Origin of the sequence: Candidatus Mesenet endosymbiont of Phosphuga atrata, from assembly GCF_964020175.1 — a bacterium.
In the GTDB taxonomy this organism is placed as follows: domain Bacteria; phylum Pseudomonadota; class Alphaproteobacteria; order Rickettsiales; family Anaplasmataceae; genus Mesenet.
Genome location: NZ_OZ026541.1, coordinates 444540 through 466186 on the forward strand (window position 1 = coordinate 444540; position 21647 = coordinate 466186).

Annotated in this window: 16 protein-coding genes, 1 tRNA gene and 1 pseudogene; 7 read left to right on the plus strand and 11 right to left on the minus strand. The window is 31.4% G+C overall.

The genetic code is table 11. The features are described 5' to 3' along the window. Positions 1–49 precede the first annotated feature (49 nt). Positions 50–1666, plus strand: a complete 1617-nt coding sequence (locus AACL09_RS02160; protein ID WP_339048576.1) for a hypothetical protein — start codon at positions 50–52, stop codon at positions 1664–1666. Positions 1667–2294: 628 nt separating this feature from the next. Further along, complete coding sequence (locus tag AACL09_RS02165; RefSeq protein WP_339047212.1) at positions 2295–2462, plus strand: hypothetical protein; 168 nt, start codon at positions 2295–2297, stop codon at positions 2460–2462. A 101-nt stretch (positions 2463–2563) separates the two neighbouring features. Here the strand turns inward: AACL09_RS02165 and AACL09_RS02170 are convergent. From AACL09_RS02170 to AACL09_RS02195, 6 genes and pseudogenes are all read right to left on the minus strand, one after another. After that, positions 2564–3535, minus strand: a pseudogene (locus tag AACL09_RS02170) (transposase). Between the two features lie 565 nt (positions 3536–4100). Beyond that, complete coding sequence (locus AACL09_RS02175) at positions 4101–4310, minus strand: hypothetical protein (RefSeq protein WP_339047287.1); 210 nt, start codon at positions 4308–4310, stop codon at positions 4101–4103. A 345-nt stretch (positions 4311–4655) separates the two neighbouring features. Beyond that, on the minus strand, positions 4656–4805 hold the full coding sequence (locus AACL09_RS02180; protein ID WP_339047789.1) for a hypothetical protein: 150 nt from the start codon (positions 4803–4805) through the stop codon (positions 4656–4658). 412 nt (positions 4806–5217) lie between these two features. Next, complete coding sequence (trpS, locus tag AACL09_RS02185; protein ID WP_339048981.1) at positions 5218–6219, minus strand: tryptophan--tRNA ligase; 1002 nt, start codon at positions 6217–6219, stop codon at positions 5218–5220. After that, positions 6219–6818 (minus strand): nucleotide exchange factor GrpE, encoded by a 600-nt coding sequence (locus tag AACL09_RS02190; RefSeq protein WP_339048578.1) that lies wholly within the window; start codon positions 6816–6818, stop codon positions 6219–6221. Before AACL09_RS02190 ends, trpS begins: the two co-directional genes overlap by 1 nt. A 116-nt stretch (positions 6819–6934) precedes the next feature. Next, positions 6935–7162: a hypothetical protein gene (locus AACL09_RS02195; RefSeq protein WP_339048580.1), complete on the minus strand. Its 228-nt coding sequence runs from the start codon at positions 7160–7162 to the stop codon at positions 6935–6937. 474 nt (positions 7163–7636) lie between these two features. Between AACL09_RS02195 and AACL09_RS02200 the strand changes: the two genes are divergently transcribed. The 5 genes from AACL09_RS02200 (at position 7637) to AACL09_RS02220 (ending at position 14281) form a co-directional block, all read left to right on the plus strand. Next, positions 7637–8410, plus strand: a complete 774-nt coding sequence (locus AACL09_RS02200; RefSeq protein ID WP_339048983.1) for a polyprenyl synthetase family protein — start codon at positions 7637–7639, stop codon at positions 8408–8410. Then, positions 8410–9360, plus strand: coding sequence for an FKBP-type peptidyl-prolyl cis-trans isomerase (locus AACL09_RS02205; RefSeq protein WP_339048582.1), 951 nt, complete (start codon positions 8410–8412; stop codon positions 9358–9360). The genes AACL09_RS02200 and AACL09_RS02205 overlap by 1 nt, the downstream gene beginning before the upstream one ends. A 10-nt stretch (positions 9361–9370) precedes the next feature. Then, positions 9371–11302, plus strand: a complete 1932-nt coding sequence (gene uvrB, locus AACL09_RS02210; protein WP_339048584.1) for an excinuclease ABC subunit UvrB — start codon at positions 9371–9373, stop codon at positions 11300–11302. Positions 11303–11401: 99 nt separating this feature from the next. Then, positions 11402–12580, plus strand: coding sequence for a hypothetical protein (locus AACL09_RS02215; protein ID WP_339048587.1), 1179 nt, complete (start codon positions 11402–11404; stop codon positions 12578–12580). Between the two features lie 63 nt (positions 12581–12643). Beyond that, positions 12644–14281: a hypothetical protein gene (locus AACL09_RS02220; RefSeq protein WP_339048589.1), complete on the plus strand. Its 1638-nt coding sequence runs from the start codon at positions 12644–12646 to the stop codon at positions 14279–14281. Positions 14282–14373: 92 nt separating this feature from the next. Here the strand turns inward: AACL09_RS02220 and AACL09_RS02225 are convergent, their stop codons facing one another. From AACL09_RS02225 to AACL09_RS02245, 5 genes are all read right to left on the minus strand, one after another. Continuing rightward, a complete protein-coding gene (locus AACL09_RS02225; protein ID WP_339048591.1) occupies positions 14374–16266 on the minus strand; it encodes a heme lyase CcmF/NrfE family subunit in 1893 nt (630 codons plus the stop codon). Positions 16267–16293: 27 nt separating this feature from the next. Then, positions 16294–16367: transfer RNA gene (locus AACL09_RS02230), tRNA-Ile, on the minus strand. A gap of 38 nt (positions 16368–16405) precedes the next feature. Continuing rightward, entirely contained in the window at positions 16406–16732 is a 327-nt protein-coding gene (trxA, locus tag AACL09_RS02235) for a thioredoxin (protein ID WP_339048593.1), read from the minus strand. 57 nt (positions 16733–16789) lie between these two features. Further along, positions 16790–18010, minus strand: coding sequence for a multidrug effflux MFS transporter (locus AACL09_RS02240; protein WP_339048595.1), 1221 nt, complete (start codon positions 18008–18010; stop codon positions 16790–16792). Between the two features lie 86 nt (positions 18011–18096). Further along, entirely contained in the window at positions 18097–21471 is a 3375-nt protein-coding gene (locus AACL09_RS02245) for a hypothetical protein (protein ID WP_339048597.1), read from the minus strand. Positions 21472–21647 lie beyond the last annotated feature (176 nt).

Below are 21647 nucleotides of genomic sequence, written 5' to 3' on the forward strand. Positions count from 1 at the left end.
ATATCATATACATTCACAACCATGGAAGCAGAAAAATGCAGGAAAATATGTGGTAACTAATGATGACATAAGTAACTTTCTTGAGAACACAGATGGAATCAAGAATGAGAAAGAGTTAAAAACTGCGTTACAGTCCGTGCTTTCAGGTGGAATAGAAATCAGCGTTGCTTCATATACAGGATATCCAAATGCTGTAAAAAAAGTAGTAGAGGATTATTTGGAATTACCAAAAGAGCAAGTCTCTATATTTGGTGGTTTTCCAAAAGATTATGATGTTAAATTACCAGAAGACATAAAAGAACAGCAAAGTAAAGCTGGCAAGAACTTACATATTTGTAAAGCAATTGTAGAATACAAGAATAAACATGGTAATTTACCGAAGACTGTCATGCTGGTTGATGATAGTATAGGAAATATTAGGAAAGTTAATGTATTGACATCATCAATAGAGAAAGAGTGGCTTGAAAAGAATGGATTTAATTTTGAAGATATAAAAAATATTAAATTTGAAGGGGTACAGGCGTTTCATAAAAACAAAAACGGAAAAACAACAGGAGATATTAATTATCTAGAAAAAGTACAAGAATTTATCAATACCAATTTAGTACACGAACCCATTTATGAAAATTTAAATCTGAAAGAACCAGTATATGCTACGGTTGAGAAGAGTACTATTTCTTTAGCAAAGCCAATGAAAGAGATCAGGTCATTTTTTGTTGAGAACGATTATGACGATAAAAAAACAATACGTGGTACTCAAAATTTCTTTAAAGAGACAGTAATGGAAGCAATCAAGGAACAAAATTATAGTGTAAAAAACAGCGAAGAAAAAAAGTCTGAGATTATTGTCAAAGGAAGTAAATCAATAGATATTGAGGGAATAATAACAGATGTATTAGGTCAGGTAATTGCAGCAAGTAATACTGTGTTAAATGACATAAAAAATAAAAATCTCAAAAATGACGAATTAAAACAAGAATCAATTAATGAGAATTTAAGAGAGGTGGAGCCTATATACCAAAACCTTCAAGATATTAAAACTACATCTGAAGAGCCTATATATCAAAATACTGAAGAAATATTATCTCCTCCATCAGTACCTCCTAAACCTAAGAATTTAAATGCAGTAGCTGCTTATGATGATATAGCGATCAGTGGTAAAAATGGAAAAGAAGATGTATATACTGAAAAAAGCACCATCTCTTTAGCAGAAGGATTCAAAACGATCAAATCTTTTTTCGCAGATTGTGGTCAAAGCATAATCAATGCTATTTGTAGTGCATTTAAAGAAATAGTAATGGCAAAAATAAAAAAGCAAGGTCATAGCGCCAATAGTGAAGAAGACAAGAGTGGGATTACCATTTATAGCAACAAACCAATAGATACCGAGAAAATAAAAACGGATGTAATTGACACTTCTTTAATGCAAATAAAGAAATTAGACAAAGAGAAAATTAAAAATCTTGGTGATAATTATAAGGGTGTTGAACTAAAGCAAGAAATATTAAAGTTATCGCAAAGTAATTCACAAAAAAGAGATATAAATTCAAACTACATGAGCCAAGATCAATCTAATGAAAAACCGTACTTGCCTCCTAGAAACCACACGGAAAAAGTTTTACAAGATAGAAAAGTAGCAAATAGTACTGTTGGAAGGCATTATTAATTATATAGTCTTTAATTAAGATTTTCTTCAGCTTTAATTCCCAAAAACTATTCTTGGGTAAAACTATAAATCTTAATTTAAGGTTATAGTGAAAATCTGGGATTTATGCTAATTACCCTCCACTTTAGGTTAAATTTCGATTTGTACAGGAATTAATAATATAAAACATTTCTACATATTGCAAAAGTTTATCAACTACCACCAGCTTTAGCTGGTGGTAACACTTATAAAGCAAGTTTTAAAACTCAGAGATGTTAAATGTTTATTATGAACTTCTTGCTCTGCAATATATTTCTGTACATCTGAAGAATTTACATTACCAACAGTGACAGCAAATTGCCCATAGATCCAATATCTTTTTTTTAATTGTTCGAATTCTTGTTTTTGATATACTGTTGGATAGTGGGTGACATAGAATATGTAAGGTGTAATATTACCACTTACAACATCTATGTAATTTATGTTTCTCTTCTCTACTGCTATTTCACCTGTAAATATCTATAAAATAGATCTAATACTAAAGCTCAAGGCGAGCACCTAACTACATAAAAATTAAATTTACATTACTCTGCATCTGATTCCTTTGGAGAAACCAAGTTGTAAAAACTAGAAAGAAGTAAAAAAATATATGGTAAAAAAATTTACTGTAGAATTGTTAATAGAAGAAGAACAAAATATTTTAAAAGAAATGTTGTTGTATGCAATAGAGCAAAAACAAAGTGATGTAGCATTATTGCTTATATGTAATGACGCTGATTATGAAGGATGTAAGGTAAACTCACCAAAAGTGTACTAGACATCACTTAATCTGACAGTGACGAATTAACTGACAGAAGAATTTAAATATACTATCAGAATCCTGATTTAATGTTTTTCGGGAGTATTCAACAAACTGTGTCAAAAACTCAACTGAATTTTTAATCTATTAGGAAAGAAAATATCAAGTTGAGAGATGGTTAAAGCCCAATTTGGTATAGTCCAATTTTGCTCTATCTTTTTTATAGCACAGTATAATTGCTTGTACAAGGCATTTGTACTGGTAAATTGGTTTTTTCCTGATTTGCCTGTGCAGTCCCTCTATGGGATTGGTAGTGTAAACTATCCGCCTAACAGGATCTGAGTACTTAAAATAGCCAGTTTCCCAATTATTTTGCCACTACATTCCCATTTTTCTTCCAGCTCAAATTTTTAGCGATTTCTCTATTTGAAGCTTTTCTTCAAATCATTCATTTTGCTGGATACATATTTTAGTTTATCTGATGCATTATACACAATTGCACTTCTGCGTTGGGAAATACGTTGTTTATGGAAAGCTTTTGAGCCCATCTATGCTGGCAATTATTCTACACTTTGAGATCATTCAATACTCCTAACCAAAACCCTCGCTTTCTGCCAAATAAAAGCCTCTTTTTTTGATCTATGCCGAATTTGCTTACTTTGAAAAACCATACAAATTATTGGGTAAATATGACCGACTGCGCCACTCATTGGTAATTGTAATATTGCTGCTGCTGATATCTTATAATTTCTTCGATATGCGATTTTATAACTCTTGCAAACATACTAAGAATTTTTGCTTCAAGTTCAGGATGTCTGTCTTTTTTTTGTGGCTCAAAACTTCCATCTCTATCTCGAAAGCTCAAATGAGTCTGCATCTGTATATATAGTCTTTGAACTTTTGCCATTCCTACGATTATTTTCTTCATCTTCATTTGATAGGTATTTCACCTTCTAAACTAGCCTCTAGTAACTTTTTGATTAGCAGTTCCTCCTTTTCCAGTTAGTTTCTCGGATGGACGATAATATGTTGTTTTCTAACTCTTTATAGTCTACTAATCCACTGTTTTTATTCGATGTTTTTTCGTTCATTCCATGTTTTATATTAATATTTTTCTTGTTTGATTCAGTTTGTTGAACACTCCCTAACCTGAGTATCAATTTCACTATCTTTGTTCTTTCACTTTTTCTAAAGCTGTAATTCTGTTAGCCATCTTGCATGATTTTTGCTTCTAGTGCTTTAAGCCTTTTTTTGAAAGTTTCAACTATCCACCTTCAGATATTATTTTTTTCTCAGCTCATTTTTTATATGCTGGAAATTCTGTTGCTATACAGATCTTTCTATGTCTTCCGAAACTCTGTTTGCAAACTTTCTTACTTATCTCATCTCCATTTTCGTATAACTCCTTGAAGCGATAAAATTTGAATATCCCATACGCTTGTGACACATTTCCTAGTTGTCTTGCTAAAATCCTAGTTTTAGTATTTTTTTTTGCATTGTACTCATTTCTCTTATTTTTTGTTCTAAGTGTCAGTTCAAATCTTATTTAATACAACTAATACGAAGTCTTAGCTTCATCCTCTGTTCTTGCTTATCGCTTCCATCGGCATTACTATCTTTACTTTCAATAAAATTATACCTATATTCCTTTAGTGTTTATTGATAACAAAATTCTTTTCTATCAATTAGCATCCTATGCATAATTACTGACAACTTCCGCGCTACAGCAACAATTGCTTTCTTCATACCTTTCTTTTTTGCTAATCCCCAGCTTTTTAACTTAAATTTTCTCTTACATCTTGTCAGCAAGGATTGCGCAGCCTCATATAGCATACTTCTGCACTCCATTGTTTGATATACTTCCATGTCGATCAATCTCCCCAGAAGCATACTGTCTTGGGCTCAATCCCATATATGCTCCAACTGTATAAGATGTTTCAAACCTATGTGTATTGCAGCTTTGTATGTCATTGCTACTATAATACCAACCCCTGGGCTAATAATTTTTATCTTTTTTGCACTTTTCTGAAAGTAATTTATCAAATTGATTCTTCTATTGTTTCTAAGCTATGTACTAATGCTTCAATTGAGTTTTTGCTAACTTCATCTAGATCATTTCTTCTATTTTTAAAGAAAAGCTTTCAAATTTTAATCCTCGACCAACCGTATATCTTCAATTTATTGTTCCAATAATCTGCTGTTTGCTACATGTTAACTGTCTTCTGCTTCCAAGTTGATTTGGCAAGATTTATCTGATTTTACTAATACTTCTCTGTACAACCCAATCCTCATCATTTGAGCTATACCCCTTGCATCTACACAAATCACTGGTAATCCAAAATCCCTTAACTCTTTACACATTGATATTGACAACTTTCTATCCCTATGGATTCTTATTTTTTGCCTTGACTTAGCAAGTTCTCTGCTATTGCTTTACTTTTTCTTGCAACAACTTCTTCCTTAACAACTTTTCCTTTCTCATCAACGATACTTATAAAAGTTTCTTTGAGTGAGACATCTAACTCGATATAATATTTTATGAGACTACTCCTACTTTAAAAGTTTAAATTATTTTTGAAGAACTAATTCTATCGAATTTCTTACTTCTCTCTAAAATATTCTATCTCCTTTTTTCAATAGCTATTACAGTATGTCTATTGTTGATTTAAAGTAGCTCTTAAATTTAAGATATTAGGTTGAAATATAGAGTTAAATTCTAAAATAGAAAAAACTTTATTTTTTACAAAAAATGCGGCTAACTTTATAGCATGCTTTAAATTTGAGGAAAACCTATTATTTTCTTAATATCTTTTATGTTTTTACTTGAAATTTCTTGTGCTCTTTCAGTTCCAGATTCTATTATACTATAAAGGTAAGACTTATCTTGCAATAAATCATTTATCTTATTACGTATTGGGTTTAGTCTAGTTATTATTAAGTCGGCTAGTTCTTTTTTAAAGCTTTTCATGTTATAATTAATTATCTTTTTATATGTTTTTTCTATATTTATATTGCTCAGAATTGAATAAATATTAACTAAGTTATACACCTCAGGGCGACCTTGCAGCAGCGAAAATTCAAAGCCTATGATAGAGTCTGTTTTTGCCTTTTTTATTTTTTCTGTAATTGCATCACTATTATCATCAAGGTTGATACGTGAATAATCAGAAGCATCTGATTTACTCATTTTTTTTAGTCCATCTTTTAAACTCATAATTCTTGCGGAATCTTGTAAAATTAAAGCTTCAGGTGGAGTAAAATAACTTATTTGATAATGGCTGTTAAAAACATTTGCTATATCTCTTGTTAGCTCTATATGTTGCTTTTGATCATCCCCAACTGGAATGTATTTAGCCTTATATAACAAAATATCAGCAGCCATAAGCACTGGGTAACTATATAAGCCTAAAGAAGCTTTTGATTTATCATTACCTGCTTTACTTTTAAATTGTGTCATACGGCTGAGCCACCCCAGTGGAGTATAACAACTCAGTAACCAACACAGTTCAGCATGATGTGACACAGCAGACTGATTAAATATAGCAGATTTTTCAGGATCTATACCACATGCAATATAAGTAGCTACTGTTTTTAGTACATTATCTTTAAATTTATTTGGTGAATATTTATTAGCAGTAACTGCATGCAAATCAACCACACAAAAGAGACAATTATATTTATCCTGAAGCTCAGCCCAATTACAAAGAGCGCCAAGATAGTTACCTAAATGTAAAGTACCACTTGGTTGGACACCAGAGAATACTATATCTCTTATCATTGAGATACTGGCTGAGTATCAGATGATTTTTCAGAAATGACAACCATTGCGGGACGTAGCAATCTTTTCTTAATTGTATAACCACATTGCAAAACTGTAGTGATGGTCCCAGGTTCTTTTGTATCATCTACAACTTTAGATACAGTTTGATGCAAATTAGGGTTGAAAATTAAGTTCAATGGATCAAGTCTTTCTATACCATGTTTTTGTAATGTATTTGCGATTTCTTTCCATGTCATGCTAACACCATTATGAGCAGGGTCGTTTTTATCTAAACTTGCTAAAGCTCTTTCTAAGTTATCGCAAGAGCTGATAAGATCACGAGCAAAACTTGTTATTGCATAACTACTTTTCTCATCAACATCCCTTTCCATGATGCGCTTTAAATTTTCTTTATCAGCAATAGCTAAACGTAATTGATTTTCAAGATGACTTACACGTTCCTTTAATACTGATAAACTCTGACTCAGATTTTCTTCCTTTCTTTGAACTTGATTACTATGAGAATCCTTCTTATTTAAACCTTTGATCTCTGGTTGCTTAATGTCTTTTTCATTCATTTGATTATTATTATTTTTTGAGTCATCTTCTGTCATTATTAACTTTCCTTAAACCTTAATAAGAAATATAATAATATTATTTCTTGATATCAAGTGCTAAAGTGTATATCAAAAGGACCTATGAATTTTACTATTTGAATTTGTCAAAGTCTCTATACTGAACTTACATACAGGGTACAATCATTATTGATAGGCTTTTCAAGTTGCTCTAATCTTTTGAGATCCTCAAGAATTTTTGGAAAAGCTTTATATCTTTCGGGGTCACGATAATGTGCCAGCTCGAGTAGAATCTCTCGCACAGTATTATCGCTTACTTTCTTTACGGGATGATTAGTAATTGAGTTTTTTTTAGCACAGCATTTAGTAAAGCAGCTAAACATATCCCCCCCTTTTTTGTTTAGTTTATATATTTTATAATTTTAAAACATAAATTAAAAATATTCAATAATAACTTGAATATATAAATTGAAAATACTAAAAATATAAAAAATAAGTAATTTATATTAGGAATGAGTTAGATCTAAGAAATAGAGTAAGATAGGGTAAAAATTCAAAAGATGTGTAAAATCAGAAATATGTATGTTTCTATACTGGGGCGTTGGTTCAATTGATAAGGAAAGAACTTAAGAAAAATATAATAAAGAATAAAAAAGCTTCTTTTATTCTAATTCCTTGTAAAGAACAAAACTTTAGTAATAGTAGAATATTTGTGAAAATTTAATTTATAGAAAATTTGGAATTTTTTAACAGTACATTAAGTCCAAATACTTGCAGGACTTTACTAAATAATAAGTTATATTGTTCAAAAAAGGATTAAGTAGTTGTCTTACATTATAATTGGTGGTTTTAGTAGTATGCTTATTCAGGAGATGGATAGTATATTACCTAAGGAAAGTTCTAATAGATTGCATTTAGCTATGCGTTATAGCGTTCTTGCTCCTGCTAAGCATTTTCGGCCATTTCTTGTTTTTGCCTCTTCTTGGGTTTTTGGAATAAAAGAAATTTTAAAAGTTGCAGCTGCAGTTGAATTTATTCATGTCTATTCCTTAATACATGACGATTTGCCCTGTATGGATAATAGTGACCTTCGTCGAGGTCAGCCAGCATGCCATAAAGAATTTGACGAAGCAACTGCAATACTTGCTGGAGATGCGCTTCTTACTTTAGCATTTGAAGTACTATCTACTTCTATAGAGGATAATAGTAAATGTATTAGAGTAATTAAGACTTTATCTACCGCTATTGGATATAATGGTATGGTAGGAGGGCAGGTTTTGGATTTGGTTGCTAGCAACTTTGATAAAATACATGACGTGCATTTGCTAAAAACTGCTAAACTTTTTTCTGCTGCGTGTGAAATTGGAGCGATAATGGGTAATGCGTCAGATGAGGAATGCAGGGCTTTATCAAGTTACGGGACAAAGATCGGTCTTGCATTTCAAGCAAAAGATGACATTAATGATTATTTACAAAAAAATGAAACGAATAACATTGTATGCTCAATAGGCTTGGGAAATACGAAAGAACGCATAAAAAAATTACTTGATGATGCAGCTAGTTATCTTAATTTATTTTCAAATAGAACTAACTATTTATACTCTGTGATAGAGTTAATAGGAAATTTGTAGTGAAAAAATTTGCGTTCAAGTTGTTATGGATAATAGCTGTAATTACTTTATTTATTACTGCTCTTAATTTGTCTGTTTCTTATTTTACAAATAAAAACGATATAAGAAGGACAGAAGAAAAGCCAGATAAAGGGTATGAGATCAATAATTTAAATGATGGGATTATACAGACAATAGCTTTTTCTTTGCTAAAGCCTATTCTTGAGGCTAGAATTGACTATTATATAGAAAAGCATGGGCTACTTGATTACTTGAAGAAAATAAAAAAACAAAAAGAACTTAAAGATTTAGTCACTTTTTATGACATAAGCTATGGTAATGGTAAAAAAGCTCTATGTGGAAGCAAGGTTTCATTACAGGTGTATAAGCTCTTAAACTATGATAATATCATAAATAAGGAGCAATATTTGCAAAAGTTTATGAATCTTAATATCAATCCTACCTTTGAGCGTGAGATAGGAGAGGAAAAAGAATTGGATTTAGGAATAATTGGTATGAAAGAAGGTGGGGAACGTGTTATATTGATTAACCATACTGTAGATAATACAGAAATCAGTGATAAAAAATCCTACTATGTAAAACTTCTCTCTGTTAAAACTGAGTCTCCGTCTTCGGTTGATAATTTAATGATTTTTGATGATGCAAATTATACAAGTGGTGTACCAGTAATGTGTGGTGATGAGGTAGAGGTAAATTATTCAGTGCACAAGCATAATGGTGAATTATTTACTGACAACCAATTTGCACGTTTTAAAGTTGGTGATGGTAAGGTACCACTAGCTATTGAACTTGGAGTTCTTAAAATGCAGGAAGGTGGAAAGCGGACAATAATTTCTCCTCCTGATCTTCTCACAACTACTGATGATATGGTTATAGATAACATAAAACCTGATGAAAAAAATGTGGCAATTATTAACCTTAGTGTAATACAGAATAATGATCTGAATTGACCTTAAGCTTATGAATGCTTTTAAGATCTCTGCAAATTTTAAGCCTACAGGTGATCAACCTAAAGCTATTGACGAGCTAACTTTAGGGCTTGAAAATGGCAAAAAAGATCAGGTGCTTTTGGGCATTACTGGTTCAGGTAAAACTTTCACTGCTGCAAATATTATAGAGAGAACACAGAGGCCAGCTCTTATTGTTGCTCATAATAAAACTTTGGCAGCACAGTTATATGAAGAAATGAAAGCGTTTTTTCCGGGCAACGCTGTAGAGTATTTTGTTTCTTATTATGATTATTATCAGCCGGAAGCTTATTTACCACAAACTGACACTTATATTGAAAAGGATTCAGTTATAAATGAAAGGATAGATTTACTTAGGCACTCTGCTACGCGTTCTTTGCTTGAGAGGCCTGATGTTATAGTTGTAGCTAGTGTTTCTTGTATTTATGGTCTTGGCTCTCCAGAAGCATATTTACATATGATAGTGTCTTTAAATGTAGGTGATGTGATAAAGATTCCAGCGTTGCTAAACAAGTTAACAGAACTTCAATATAAGCGCTTAGAATATGAGTTTAGTCGTGGTACGGTCAGGGTGCGTGGCGATACAGTTGATATATTTCCTTCTCATCTCGAAAACAGAGCATGGCGCTTATCTTTTTTTGGTAATGAAATAGAGGAAATTTTTGAAATTGATGTGCTGACAAATAAAGTCGTTAGTAATTTAGATAAGATCACTATTTTTGCAAATAATCACTATGTAACTCCAAGACTAACGCTTTTGCAGGCGATTGATTTGATTAAAAAGGAAATGAATGAGTGTGTAGAATGTTACTATGCGCAAAACAAAATAGTTGAAGCTAAACGTCTAGAGCAAAGGACAAATTTTGATATAGAAATGATTAGAGAAGCAGGAAGTTGCAAAGGAATTGAAAATTACTCGCGTTACCTTTCTGGTAAAAAAGCTGGTGAACCGCCACCAACACTGTTTGAATATCTACCACAAAATGCAATTCTATTTATTGATGAAAGTCACGTAACAGTCCCACAAATAGGTGCTATGTATAGTGGTGATCGTGCACGTAAATCAAATCTAGTTGATCATGGTTTTAGGCTTCCATCTGCTTTAGATAATAGGCCTCTTCAATTTAAAGAATGGGAAAATATGCGCCCGCAAACTATTTACATTTCAGCTACACCTGGGAAGTACGAACTAGAAAAAACGAAGGGATTATTTACCGAACAAGTCATAAGGCCAACAGGCCTTTTAGATCCAATTTGTATTGTTAAACCTACAGAAAACCAAGTAGATGATATTATTTATGAATCACAGACTGTAATAAAGGAAGAATGCTGTGTTTTAATCACAACTTTGACAAAAAAAATGGCAGAGAGCTTAGCTGACTATATGTGTGAAATTGGCATTAAAGCTAATTATTTGCACTCTGATGTTAATACTTTAGAAAGAATTGAAGTTATAAATAAGTTGCGTATGGGCGAGATACATGTTTTAGTGGGAGTGAATTTGTTGCGAGAGGGACTTGATATTCCCGAATGTGCATTAGTTGGGATCCTCGATGCTGATAAAGAAGGATTTTTACGCTGTGAGACTTCACTTATTCAAACTATTGGACGTGCAGCACGTAATGTAAACGGTAGGGTGGTTCTTTATGCAAATAAGATAACAAAATCATTGGAAAGAGCGCTGAACGAAACTAGAAGGAGGAGAAAAATACAAGAAGATTATAATAAGTTACATAATATAAAGCCAGTAAGTGTAGTAAAATCCGTTTTAAATTCTCTGCAAAATAGAGTAACAGAAAATGAGGAAGTAAACTGTAAACAGAGAAGCAAGGAAGCACTAAGGAAACAGATGTTGGAGTATGCAGAAAATTTGGAATTTGAAAAAGCCGCGAAAATTAGAGATATTATAAGTAGTTTAAAATGATAATTGTAAAGTAATGTATATAATTTATTTTATATATTTTATGACTTTTAAACCTTATATGCTAAAATATTTTCTATTGACTTACTTAAGTAGGGATTAATGGGCGAAATTTATCTAAGTAAAAATATTATATCGCAACCTCAGGAGGATGGAGACAGCATCTTTTTGGGTAAAATAAGGCTAGAGGACCTACAGAGTGAAGATCTGACTCGTCAGCTAGAGCAAAAGTGTGATGATCTGTTAAAACAAAATCTCCTCAAAGGATTAGAGCCCGAGGCAGGTTTAAATGAACTTTTAGATTCAATAGATGTAGTAGAGAATGAATTAGACAAAGAATTTAGTAAAGAGCTAGGTATTAGTGAAGTATTTTGGAAGAAAGTTTTAAAGCTACTAAACTTTTTCAATGAAGTGCTTAATTTAAATTTGGATTTAAAGCTAGAAGATGAGCTAGTTCTTACAAAAGAAAAACAAAAAAGGAAAAATTTACTGTTTTCATTCCTTGATGCCATTCTAAAAAAGCTTTTCAAAAGAGAATTAACTTCAGAAGAAATACTAAAGCTGCAAATAAAAGCGTTAGAGGAGCAGTTAAGTAGTGAAAATGATCCAGAGGTTATTCATCAAATTAAAAAACAATTGGAATTCCTGATGGAACTTAAAGCTAAGCTTTTTGAACTTTCGCTGGAGCAAAGTTTAAATAGAACTACGGAATGGCTTTTGACAATTGGTGCAATGCAAACTGTTGCTGAAATGGCAAATAAAGCAAAAGAAATAGTAACAACAAAAGGACAATGGCAAAAAGTTGACAGTCTATTAAACTCAGATAGGTTTATAAGGCAAGTTAGTAATGTTGCTCAAAATAATAAGGGTATAGAAAATGTTAAAGGTAAATCTTTCATGCCTGTTCAAGAACAAAATAACAATTTAAATCTCATTCCTCTATCACAAAACATTGCCAAAGATAACAGTGGCTTTTTAAAACTACTATATACGCTTCTTGCACTTGCAAATGTCTATGCAGCGAAGCATATGGAACTAGGAATGGGTGGTGATAAAGAAACAACTACTCAAAAATTACCTACTGCTGTAAAAGCAAGTGGTCAAACCCAAAAGCAAATTCCAGTAAATCAAGATGAGGTAAAAAAAGGTCGAATATTTTCTTCTGGTAGTAAAAATCAAGATACAGATTTACAAATGCCAAAAGAGCAACCAAATTCATTGATGGAAGAAGTTAATGTTCGACAATTAGAGCAAAATCGGAGTAAAATTTGGGAAAAATAAATATGATTGAGATATATCATATTTGATATATAATTTAGCCATGGTTATACTGAAGGGGGTAGTATGCAATGGAGTTCAAAAAGCAAAGAAGCTTTTGTTCAAGCTTTAAATATAGAATTTTTAACAACAACAGGTAGTTACACTAATTTTCAGTTTAGAGAAACAAGAAATTGTCGAGGTAAAGGTCAGATTTGTATACTATTTCCTAATGGTGAACAAGAAGAGTATCAGAAATATTTAGAGCAAGTAACTGCAAAGTATAAAGGCGCTAGGACTTCATTTGAAAAAAGTAACTTTGATGCCAAGAGCTTTCCTTTTTGCATGAGCCCAGGTCAATTTAGCACTCGCAGTAGAAAGTTTAAAGTTCCTTTAAATAAAGAAGTAATAAATAATTTATACTATATGTTTGTTTTTCAGCTTTTATCATTTGAGCTAGATGTGACAAATCTTCCAAATGATATTGATTTGGATGAAGATGATAAAAGGAAGGGATATATTGTTGGTTGGGCCTTTCCTAGAGGTGACGGTAATACATCTAAACGAAAAAGAGAAGTAGAGGATCTTTTGAATAGGTATAGTTTTTCTATAGAAAATGGGCTTATATTAGATGAAAATGATACTCTATGTGATTGCACATACATCCATAAACATAGAGCCGACGAAGCAGTACAAAGAGCAATAAAAGACTTTCCCACTCAAATATTAAGACAATATCCAACAAAATTACTTACATTATTTAACGTTTTTTATCATGATCTAAGTGCTAAAGAAGGAATGAGTCCATACTGTGAACAATTTGTAAGGAAAATGTGGGCTGGATGCGTAAACACAGCAAAAGCTCAGGGCAATATTGTAAGTTTTGATTATTATGGGGAAGATTCTGATGAAATGAGAGATAAAGAGCATGTAAAGGAGATATATAATTTATATGAAGGTAAGAAAATTAATGAAATTTTTCATAATTTTATAAATGTTACAAAAAGGGGTCAAGGTAATATTACAGTATCATTCAATTTTAACCTTCACAATATAAATGTTATTGTGAATAAAGTGCCTTGTGATGTCTCTTCTATTAAGAAGGCTCAAGAGTTTGCTATTGAGCAGCGTAACGGTACTGTTCGCCCTATTCATGTAATGGGTTCCAGTAGAATGCTTAGAGTAGTAAATGAGACCGTTCCTTCAAGTAGTAGACAAAATTTTCTACCAATACCTGGCAAGTTCAGTGATTTTCCAAGAAGTAGTGCGTCTTCAAGTCGTAAAGGTTCAACTAAAAGTAATGATTCAGCATTTGGAGAATCTCCTGCTAATCCTGGTTGTTTAGATACTAGTTTTGAATCAGATTCTTATAATACTCTAGATGCTCATAATACTTCATTTGATTCTGGCTGGAACAGTAAATCAAATTCACCTACTAAAAAAGATAGAAGCAGTCAGTCAATTCATACTGTATCACCTACGCATTCTGATGTTACTGTTATTAATAAAAATAGTGGAGCAGGATCAGTAGCTAATATAGCAGACCTTAGCAATTTAGAACCAAAATCTAGTGAAGTAAAAAGTGGGAGAGGTATGAGGTTTCATCGTGGTGAAAGTGTTCCTCCATATGGAAAAGTTTTAAGTATAATGAAGGTAGAGGAGGGGATAATGAAGGTAAAGGCAGAGAAAAGGAGAAGTCTTGATGATGTAAGAGTCAAAATTTAGTTTTAGATGAACAAAAGAGAGTTAGCCCTCTTAAGGGGTTTTATAATAGCTGTTATTCAATTTTTAAGAGGAGTTTATTTACTTATACTATTTTAGTTTTTTGACTTAGTTAAAATACTAAATACTGAAATTACAGCACCAAGAGCTATGGCTATGCATCCAAGCCAAATAGCTATGGCTCCTGGTCTGTAGTATACACGTGTTGCAATGCCCTTATCTTTATCTATATCACCGATAGTGACATATATATCAAATAGAGGATGATGATAAATATCACTTTTAATTTTTTTTTGCTTCTCAATTGAGTAAAATCTGTTTTCAGGTATAAGCAATTTATTGCTCAAATTTTGGATAATGAAGCTTCCTTTTACTGCATTAAAATTTTTGTCTTTTATAAATTCAGCATTAATTAGATTTATTTTATATTTATTTATATTAATGCTTTCCCCAATTCTCATATAGCTTTCATTTTCCTCTTGCCAATTTGCTGCTATGGTTATTCCTAACACTAAAATTGCTACACCTATATGAGATATCATCATTGCATAATAGGTTTTTGAAACACCTTTTGCCAGAGCGATTGATTCTACAAGGGGTAACGAAAACAACTTTATTCTTCTACTATAACTCTCTAAAATAGAAACAAATAAAGCAACAGCAAGTGTTATGGCAGCAGTAGCCATAAACCCTTTTTTAAAGATAAAAGGGATGGTTAAAAGTGCTAAAAAAAATGAAAACTTATATCTACTAAATATTGAGATCAATTTACCACCATTCCAGCTAAGGTAAGGGCCTATAATAGTGAGTATTAGAACTCCTAAGGCAATACTGTTAAACAGTGAGTTATAATAAGGTGCACCAACTGAGATTACTTCACCAGTTAAGTACTCAAGTATTATAGGGTATAAAGTACCAATGCAAACAACGGTAAAAGCAGTGATAAAAAGCAAATTGTTTAAAAGCATTGAAGTGAAACGCGATATAAACGGAAATTGATGATTGCTTTCTTTTACTTTATTTGCAAATAAGATAAAAGTTATCAAACTACTGGCTACAATGAGGCAAAACAAAGCTAGTATATATAGACCCTGTTTGGAATCATTTGCAAACGCATGTACTGAAATTAAAATACCAGAACGTACTAAGAACGTTCCCATAGTGCTTGATATAAAAGTCATAATTGACAGTAAAATTGCAAAATTCCTAAGTAAGTTGAATTTTTTCACTATCAAGATCAAATGCAAAAGTGCAGTTGCAATCAGCCATGGCATTAAAGATACGTTCTCTACAGGATCCCAAAACCAAAAACCTCCCCAGCCAAGCTCGCGGTATGCCCACCAACTACCAAGACCAATTCCTAGTGTTAAAAAAGACCAAGATGCAAGTATCCAAGGGCGAACGGTATTTGCCCATTTATTTCCTTCTATCTTAACTATAAGCCCAGCTATTGATAGTGAAAAAGCTGCACTAAATCCCAAATATCCTAAGTACAATATTGGTGGATGAATTACAAGGCCTATATCTTGTAAAATAGGGTTAAAACCTAGACCATTACTAGCTGTGGGCTGAATTTGTGCAAATGGGTCTAAACTAAATAAAGTAAATGACAAAAAGCCAAAACAGATGAGATTCTGTACTATGAGGGATTTTTTTTTAAATTCATCATTATTTAAAAAGAATTCTAGCAATAATAAATATAAAGCTAAAACCCAACACCAAAGTAACATTGATCCTTCCATATTGCCCCAAATGCCAGAAATTTTATACAGTAGTGGCTTTGTTGTATGAGAATTATAATAGACGTTATATAGAGAAAAATCGTCGGTAATGTGACAGTAAAGTAAGATCGATAAAGCAAACGTCACACATAAAAAAGTAATAGCATTTAATGCTCGAGAAGGAATTGAAAAAAAAGGTGTGAAAATATAAGTTGAGGTTAAAACGCAGGCTATTAATAGAAATAAGTTACCTAGAATGGAAGACATTGTATATAGAACATTTATAAATCACAGTGGGACTGGTAGGACTTGAACCTACGACCCCTTCGTTATGAGCGAATAGCTCTAACCACCTGAGCTACAGTCCCGTATTTTTATTTAAATTAACATATATAGTTAAGCTTGTCTAATCTTCTATTTTGCCATCAACCCACTCAACAAGAGTCTCAAAATCACAACCTCCAATTTTTCTTGCCACTTCTTTTCCATTTTTGAATATGATTAGCGTAGGTATAGACCTAACATTGTAAGATAAAGCAGCTTCTTGTGTCTTGTCTATATTAAGCTTGCATACTGTTATTTTTTCCTTATGGCTTTCAGCTAGTTTTTCTATATGAGGCATTAACGCCTTGCAAGGCCCGCACCATTCAGCCCAAAAGTCAACTAAAACGAAATCATTGTTTTTTATAACTTCACTAAAATTATTATCATCTTTAATTTCTACAATACCCATAAACTACCTAGCTAACTCAGATTTGTTAATGATATAAAATTGAAAATACTTTGCCAATTAAAAAATTAATTTATTTTTGTACTTAGTTTCAAAGTTGAGTAGCGTGTATATCGCAATTGCGATTATAGAACATGTTACCGTTAGCAGTAAGTTTGGCACAATACTATAACTTATCTTACTAAAATACCCAACTATTGACACACCTACTGCACCAAAAATCATTTGCATAAATGCTATCAATGCTAAGCTTAAACCAGATTCTTCAGTTTCTTCCAGTGCTGAGGTAACACCATTACTAATTATAAAGGCAAAGCCAACATTTGCTATTAGCCAAAATGACTCCATAATTATTATAGTTAAGCCAATATTGTAATATAGAAAGATTAAGGATAAATCAGATATAAGAGGTAAAAACAGACCTATAAGCAACATATTATTTATTCCAACTTTTTTGACGAATTTTCTATTGATAGCAGCACCTATCATGTATGATATAATCATTATAGCAATTAAGTATCCATAATATTTAGCTGATATATTCATTCCCTCAATGAGTACAAAAGGTAAATTGCCAATATATGCCCAGATCCACATGAAATTTAGAGAATTAATTGCTGTAAAACCTAAAAATCTATAATTTTTAAAGATTTTAATATATTGTTTTAGTATTTTGCACAAAAGCTCAGTTAAAGTTAAATCTTTGCACTTAGATTTATCAACTGTCTCTTTAAATTTAAAAAAGAGTGACAAAAGAGTAAGTACTGACAGTACTGATATAATTACAAAAAGAAAACGCCAACTATAGCCATGTGATATAATATGACTGCCAATTATTGGTGCTATTGCGGGGGAAAGGGCTACTATCATATTTAATTTTGATATAACTTGGGAACACTCATATCCAGAATACATATCTTTTATTGTTGCATAGCCAACAACAACTGCAACTCCAGCACCAAAGCCTTGAATAAGCCGCATCAGTATCAATTGCATTATATTTTGCGCAAAACAGCATGCTATACTAGCTAAAGCAAATATTGTCATGCCAACCAGTATTACTTTACGCCTACCATATTGATCTGAGAGCGGTCCATAGATCAGCCCTGATAGAGAAAGTCCGATAAGATTTAAACCGATAGTAAATTGTACGATGCTATTATAGGATTTAAAATATTCAGCTATTTTAGGTAAAGCAACAGCATATATGTCAGTAGACATATCAGTAATTGCTATAGACAAAATTACTAAGATAGATACAAGAGTTTTTGCATTGCACATGTTTAAAATTTAATAAATTAGAAAGATAAAGATATAGTAACTTCAGTACAAAACAACTTTATTTTGGTATTAAGATCATTTGTTTGTTATGATTTATGGGTAAGATTCTGATTATGAGAGAAAGCCGTAGGATCAGTCATATTAGAGTGTACTATATTAGTATATACGGAATAAGCTAAAGCAACAACGCTAAGAGCAATTAAAGCTGTTACACCTACAGCGACTGTGATATCAATGATATTTAGCTTTTTACTAGGAACAAATTTCCTTAAACCTTCAGGAACAAAGTATGCTAAAGTTCCAGCTGTTCCTACAGCAATGAATACAAAGAAAGCATAATTTTCTTTTTCAGAAAACGCATCTTTTATACCTGCCTTTAGTTTTTGAAGGTTAGATTTATGGTTGTAAGCACTGTCGGCGGTGGAATAGTTGAGCTGACTTGTTACTTTAATATTATTTTCTTTATAGCCTGATTGTTGACTACTGTGATTATGGGTACTACCATTACCTTGATTACAAAATGAATCGTTTAAATACTCTATATTTTGCACATTAGAGTTTTGTGGTTGAAATTGATTTTTAAAATTAATTACTTTATTTTTTACTTCTTTACACAAAGATATTACACTTTGAGCAGTACTTATAATAATATCACTTCCATCTTCCTTTACACTGGTCATTTGTTCTAATTGCACTTCCCTTCTTTTTAACTCTTCTTCTTTCTCATCTAATTCTTTTTTTAGGCAATCATGTGTTATGTTATGTATTTCTATTTCTAACTTTTCAAAACCATTTTGTATTTTATAATAGTGTAAAATTTTAGCACTATAGAAGATATTATATGCAAGATTCAGTATTTGTTTATATTGGTCTAAGGTTTGAGTTTGTTCTACATTAGCGTCTTTTTGCTTAATTAGATGTGTTATTTTAGATGTAAGATTGCAAAATAAATCAGGAATACTTTTTTTTTGGATACTACTTGCGATTTTGTTTTGAAAATCTTGATCCTGGCCTTCCCACTCACTGAGCTTCTTACTAAGCTTATCGAATAGCTCAAGAACGTGCTTAAGTGTAACTTCATTTTCAACTTCTTCACTTTCTTCCTTACTTGTTGAAATACCAAGCATTAATCGCTCAAGTTCTTCAACATTCTTTTTTAAGATTCCTTGTAAGTCATTAGCATTTTTGTTAATGAAGAGGTATATCTTTGCAACCTCTCCATAACGTTGAACTGCATTTAAAGTACTATTTCCAATAGAGTCTATGACTTTTCTTTGTTCTACATCAAGATCTGGTTTTATATCTTTAAACTTTCTGACCTTCTCATCTGCAAACTTATTAAAGTTACTGATATTATCATCTAAAGTAGCTTGTATAATAGACTCATCTATAGAAAGTTGATCATCTTGCTCTGCTTTTTGCTCTTTGCCACATTGTAAGGCATTTATTTTTTCTAGTAATTGCTTGCAAACGTGTTGTACTCTACGATGGACAAATTCGCATGCTTCTTTCAAACTTAGCTCTAGCGAAGTATAGTCATTTGCAGGTGTAATCTTTACAAAGCATTCTTCTTGCCAATCTACATCATATTTTTCAGATTCAGCTTTTACTTCTATAATTTTTGTTTCCTCTTTTGCTTCAATTGCCTCTTCTTCTTGGAATTTATCGATGTGCTGGCTTAACAATTTATCTATATTGATGTCTATTGAATAGACTGAAAAATTTTCTTCTTTTTGAATTTGCTTTAAATTGTTAGAAATACGATCAAAGTTTTTTTGCAGTTCATTTTGCAAAAAGTCAATTGCTGAATTTTTGTCTAAAAGTCCACCGTTAATACTTAAGTTTTTTGGATGAGTAATAACATATACGCATGATAGGTTATTACCTTCATAGAAAAAATTAGACAAATAACAGTGCATTGATGGATTGCTGGTGTTATCTAAAAATTCTTTTTTACATGACTCTAATGCAGATATACCATTTACTAAATGTTTAATATTTTCTAATCTATTGATTGCAATTTTTTGGACTTCAGTTTCCAGTTTTAAACTTACTTTTTTAGTGCAAAACAAATCTAAAACTTGCATATTCAATGATTTAGCAAGAGCGTTTAGTTGTGTAGAGATATTGTCATTTAAGTATTCTGTGTAGTATTTTACATTAAATAAATTATTAAATTTTGCTACAGTTTTATTAATTAAAGATCTTTCAATGGAGTAATTTTTTTTCCCATCAATTTCTATAAGAATAGAAAACTTATCTTCGTTTAAGAGCAGATCAAAAAAACTTATCAGGGAAATAATTTTATAAATTACAGCTCTATATATATGACCTGACTTCTTTTCTATTTGATCTAAATCATTTTCAACTCTCACTTCAAAATTAAAATATATTTTTTCTCCTAAGCTCGACTTCTTTAATTGCAAATTTCTATCTTTATAATAAAGAGAAGAAGTAAAACAAGTAGCATTTTCGATTTTAATTCTACTATCTTCCTGGCCATTTTTTATCTCAATATCTTCACTAAATATCTTTTCTACTTTCTGTAAATTGCTAATTTTAGCGTTTCCATTACAAGATGAATCATTAAAGAACAACAAAAAATCAACTAAGTTCTGCGAAAAAGGATTATCTAAATTATAGCTAAGAAGTGAATATTCATTTTCTTTATATTTAATCTTAAGCTGGCTTGTGTTATCTCTAAAAATACTACTTACTAATTCAACATCATTTTGTGTTGTAGTTAAGCACAGTGTTGTCTCTTGCTGTTTAATGTTACCTTTATTATTTTTAATAGTTCTTTGAGCAAAAAACGGGTGTATGTTTAATTTATCTTGCGATTCAGCTACTGGATGGTCGCAATTAATTTTAATTTGTGGTTTTATTGCATCATTATTTGTTAATCCTTTAAAATTAGATATACAGTTTAATATGCCTTCCATATGCTGCATATTTATTTCACTTTCAGCAAAAGTAATTTCAACTTCTGTACTTTCATTGCTGCTAATTTGAAAGTTTAAATTATCTTTATTAATCTCAATAAATTCTATTTCTTCTTTTCCATTAATTAGATTGTGAACAACATTGATTGAACTTTTAACGGTATTTTTTGCTTTCTCAAGCCATCCTCCACTGCTTTTCTGCTGCTCTAGTTGTGTGCTTTCTATATATGCATCATTCTGCTTAATGTATCTTTTTACTATAAATGTTTCTTGACGATTTCCTATTCTTACCGATACATCTTTGTTTTTTCGATCGCTTGGTAAAACAAAAGCTGGGACAATATAAAGGTTTAATAATTCTGCAATTATATTTAAATCCTTACTACTCTGATTAAGACTGAATTTTACTCCTGTTATTTTGTCTTGAGGTCTTATATATTCTACTTTCTCAATGTTAAATATTTTACAAACGTTACTGCTCAATTCGTCTAAGTTTTTAACCTCTGCTGTATCATGCATTTAAAAATTATTTTTAATTATTTATTGTTGATAAATATAGCAAATTTATTAATATTATTCAATAATATATTCGTATAAAATTATGTTGTAAGATTAATATTTTGCTAATTGTAGTAAAGCTTTGCTTGGTAAAAAAGAAAATAGTTTTATTGAATAATCAGTCAGTTATTTTATAC

What these genes read in the sequence shown, in the direction of transcription:
- AACL09_RS02225 (WP_339048591.1), bottom strand. Translation starts at nt 16,266, where the DNA reads ATGTCTTCCATTCTAGGTAACTTATTTCTATTAATAGCCTGCGTTTTA.
- AACL09_RS02180 (WP_339047789.1), bottom strand. Translation starts at nt 4,805, where the DNA reads ATGTGTAAAGAGTTAAGGGATTTTGGATTACCAGTGATTTGTGTAGAT.
- AACL09_RS02195 (WP_339048580.1), bottom strand. Translation starts at nt 7,162, where the DNA reads ATGTTTAGCTGCTTTACTAAATGCTGTGCTAAAAAAAACTCAATTACT.
- AACL09_RS02215 (WP_339048587.1), top strand. Translation starts at nt 11,402, where the DNA reads ATGGGCGAAATTTATCTAAGTAAAAATATTATATCGCAACCTCAGGAG.
- AACL09_RS02165 (WP_339047212.1), top strand. Translation starts at nt 2,295, where the DNA reads ATGGTAAAAAAATTTACTGTAGAATTGTTAATAGAAGAAGAACAAAAT.
- AACL09_RS02245 (WP_339048597.1), bottom strand. Translation starts at nt 21,471, where the DNA reads ATGCATGATACAGCAGAGGTTAAAAACTTAGACGAATTGAGCAGTAAC.
- AACL09_RS02240 (WP_339048595.1), bottom strand. Translation starts at nt 18,010, where the DNA reads ATGTGCAATGCAAAAACTCTTGTATCTATCTTAGTAATTTTGTCTATA.
- AACL09_RS02175 (WP_339047287.1), bottom strand. Translation starts at nt 4,310, where the DNA reads ATGGAAGTATATCAAACAATGGAGTGCAGAAGTATGCTATATGAGGCT.
- AACL09_RS02190 (WP_339048578.1), bottom strand. Translation starts at nt 6,818, where the DNA reads ATGACAGAAGATGACTCAAAAAATAATAATAATCAAATGAATGAAAAA.
- uvrB (WP_339048584.1), top strand. Translation starts at nt 9,371, where the DNA reads ATGAATGCTTTTAAGATCTCTGCAAATTTTAAGCCTACAGGTGATCAA.
- trxA (WP_339048593.1), bottom strand. Translation starts at nt 16,732, where the DNA reads ATGGGTATTGTAGAAATTAAAGATGATAATAATTTTAGTGAAGTTATA.
- AACL09_RS02200 (WP_339048983.1), top strand. Translation starts at nt 7,637, where the DNA reads ATGCTTATTCAGGAGATGGATAGTATATTACCTAAGGAAAGTTCTAAT.
- AACL09_RS02220 (WP_339048589.1), top strand. Translation starts at nt 12,644, where the DNA reads ATGCAATGGAGTTCAAAAAGCAAAGAAGCTTTTGTTCAAGCTTTAAAT.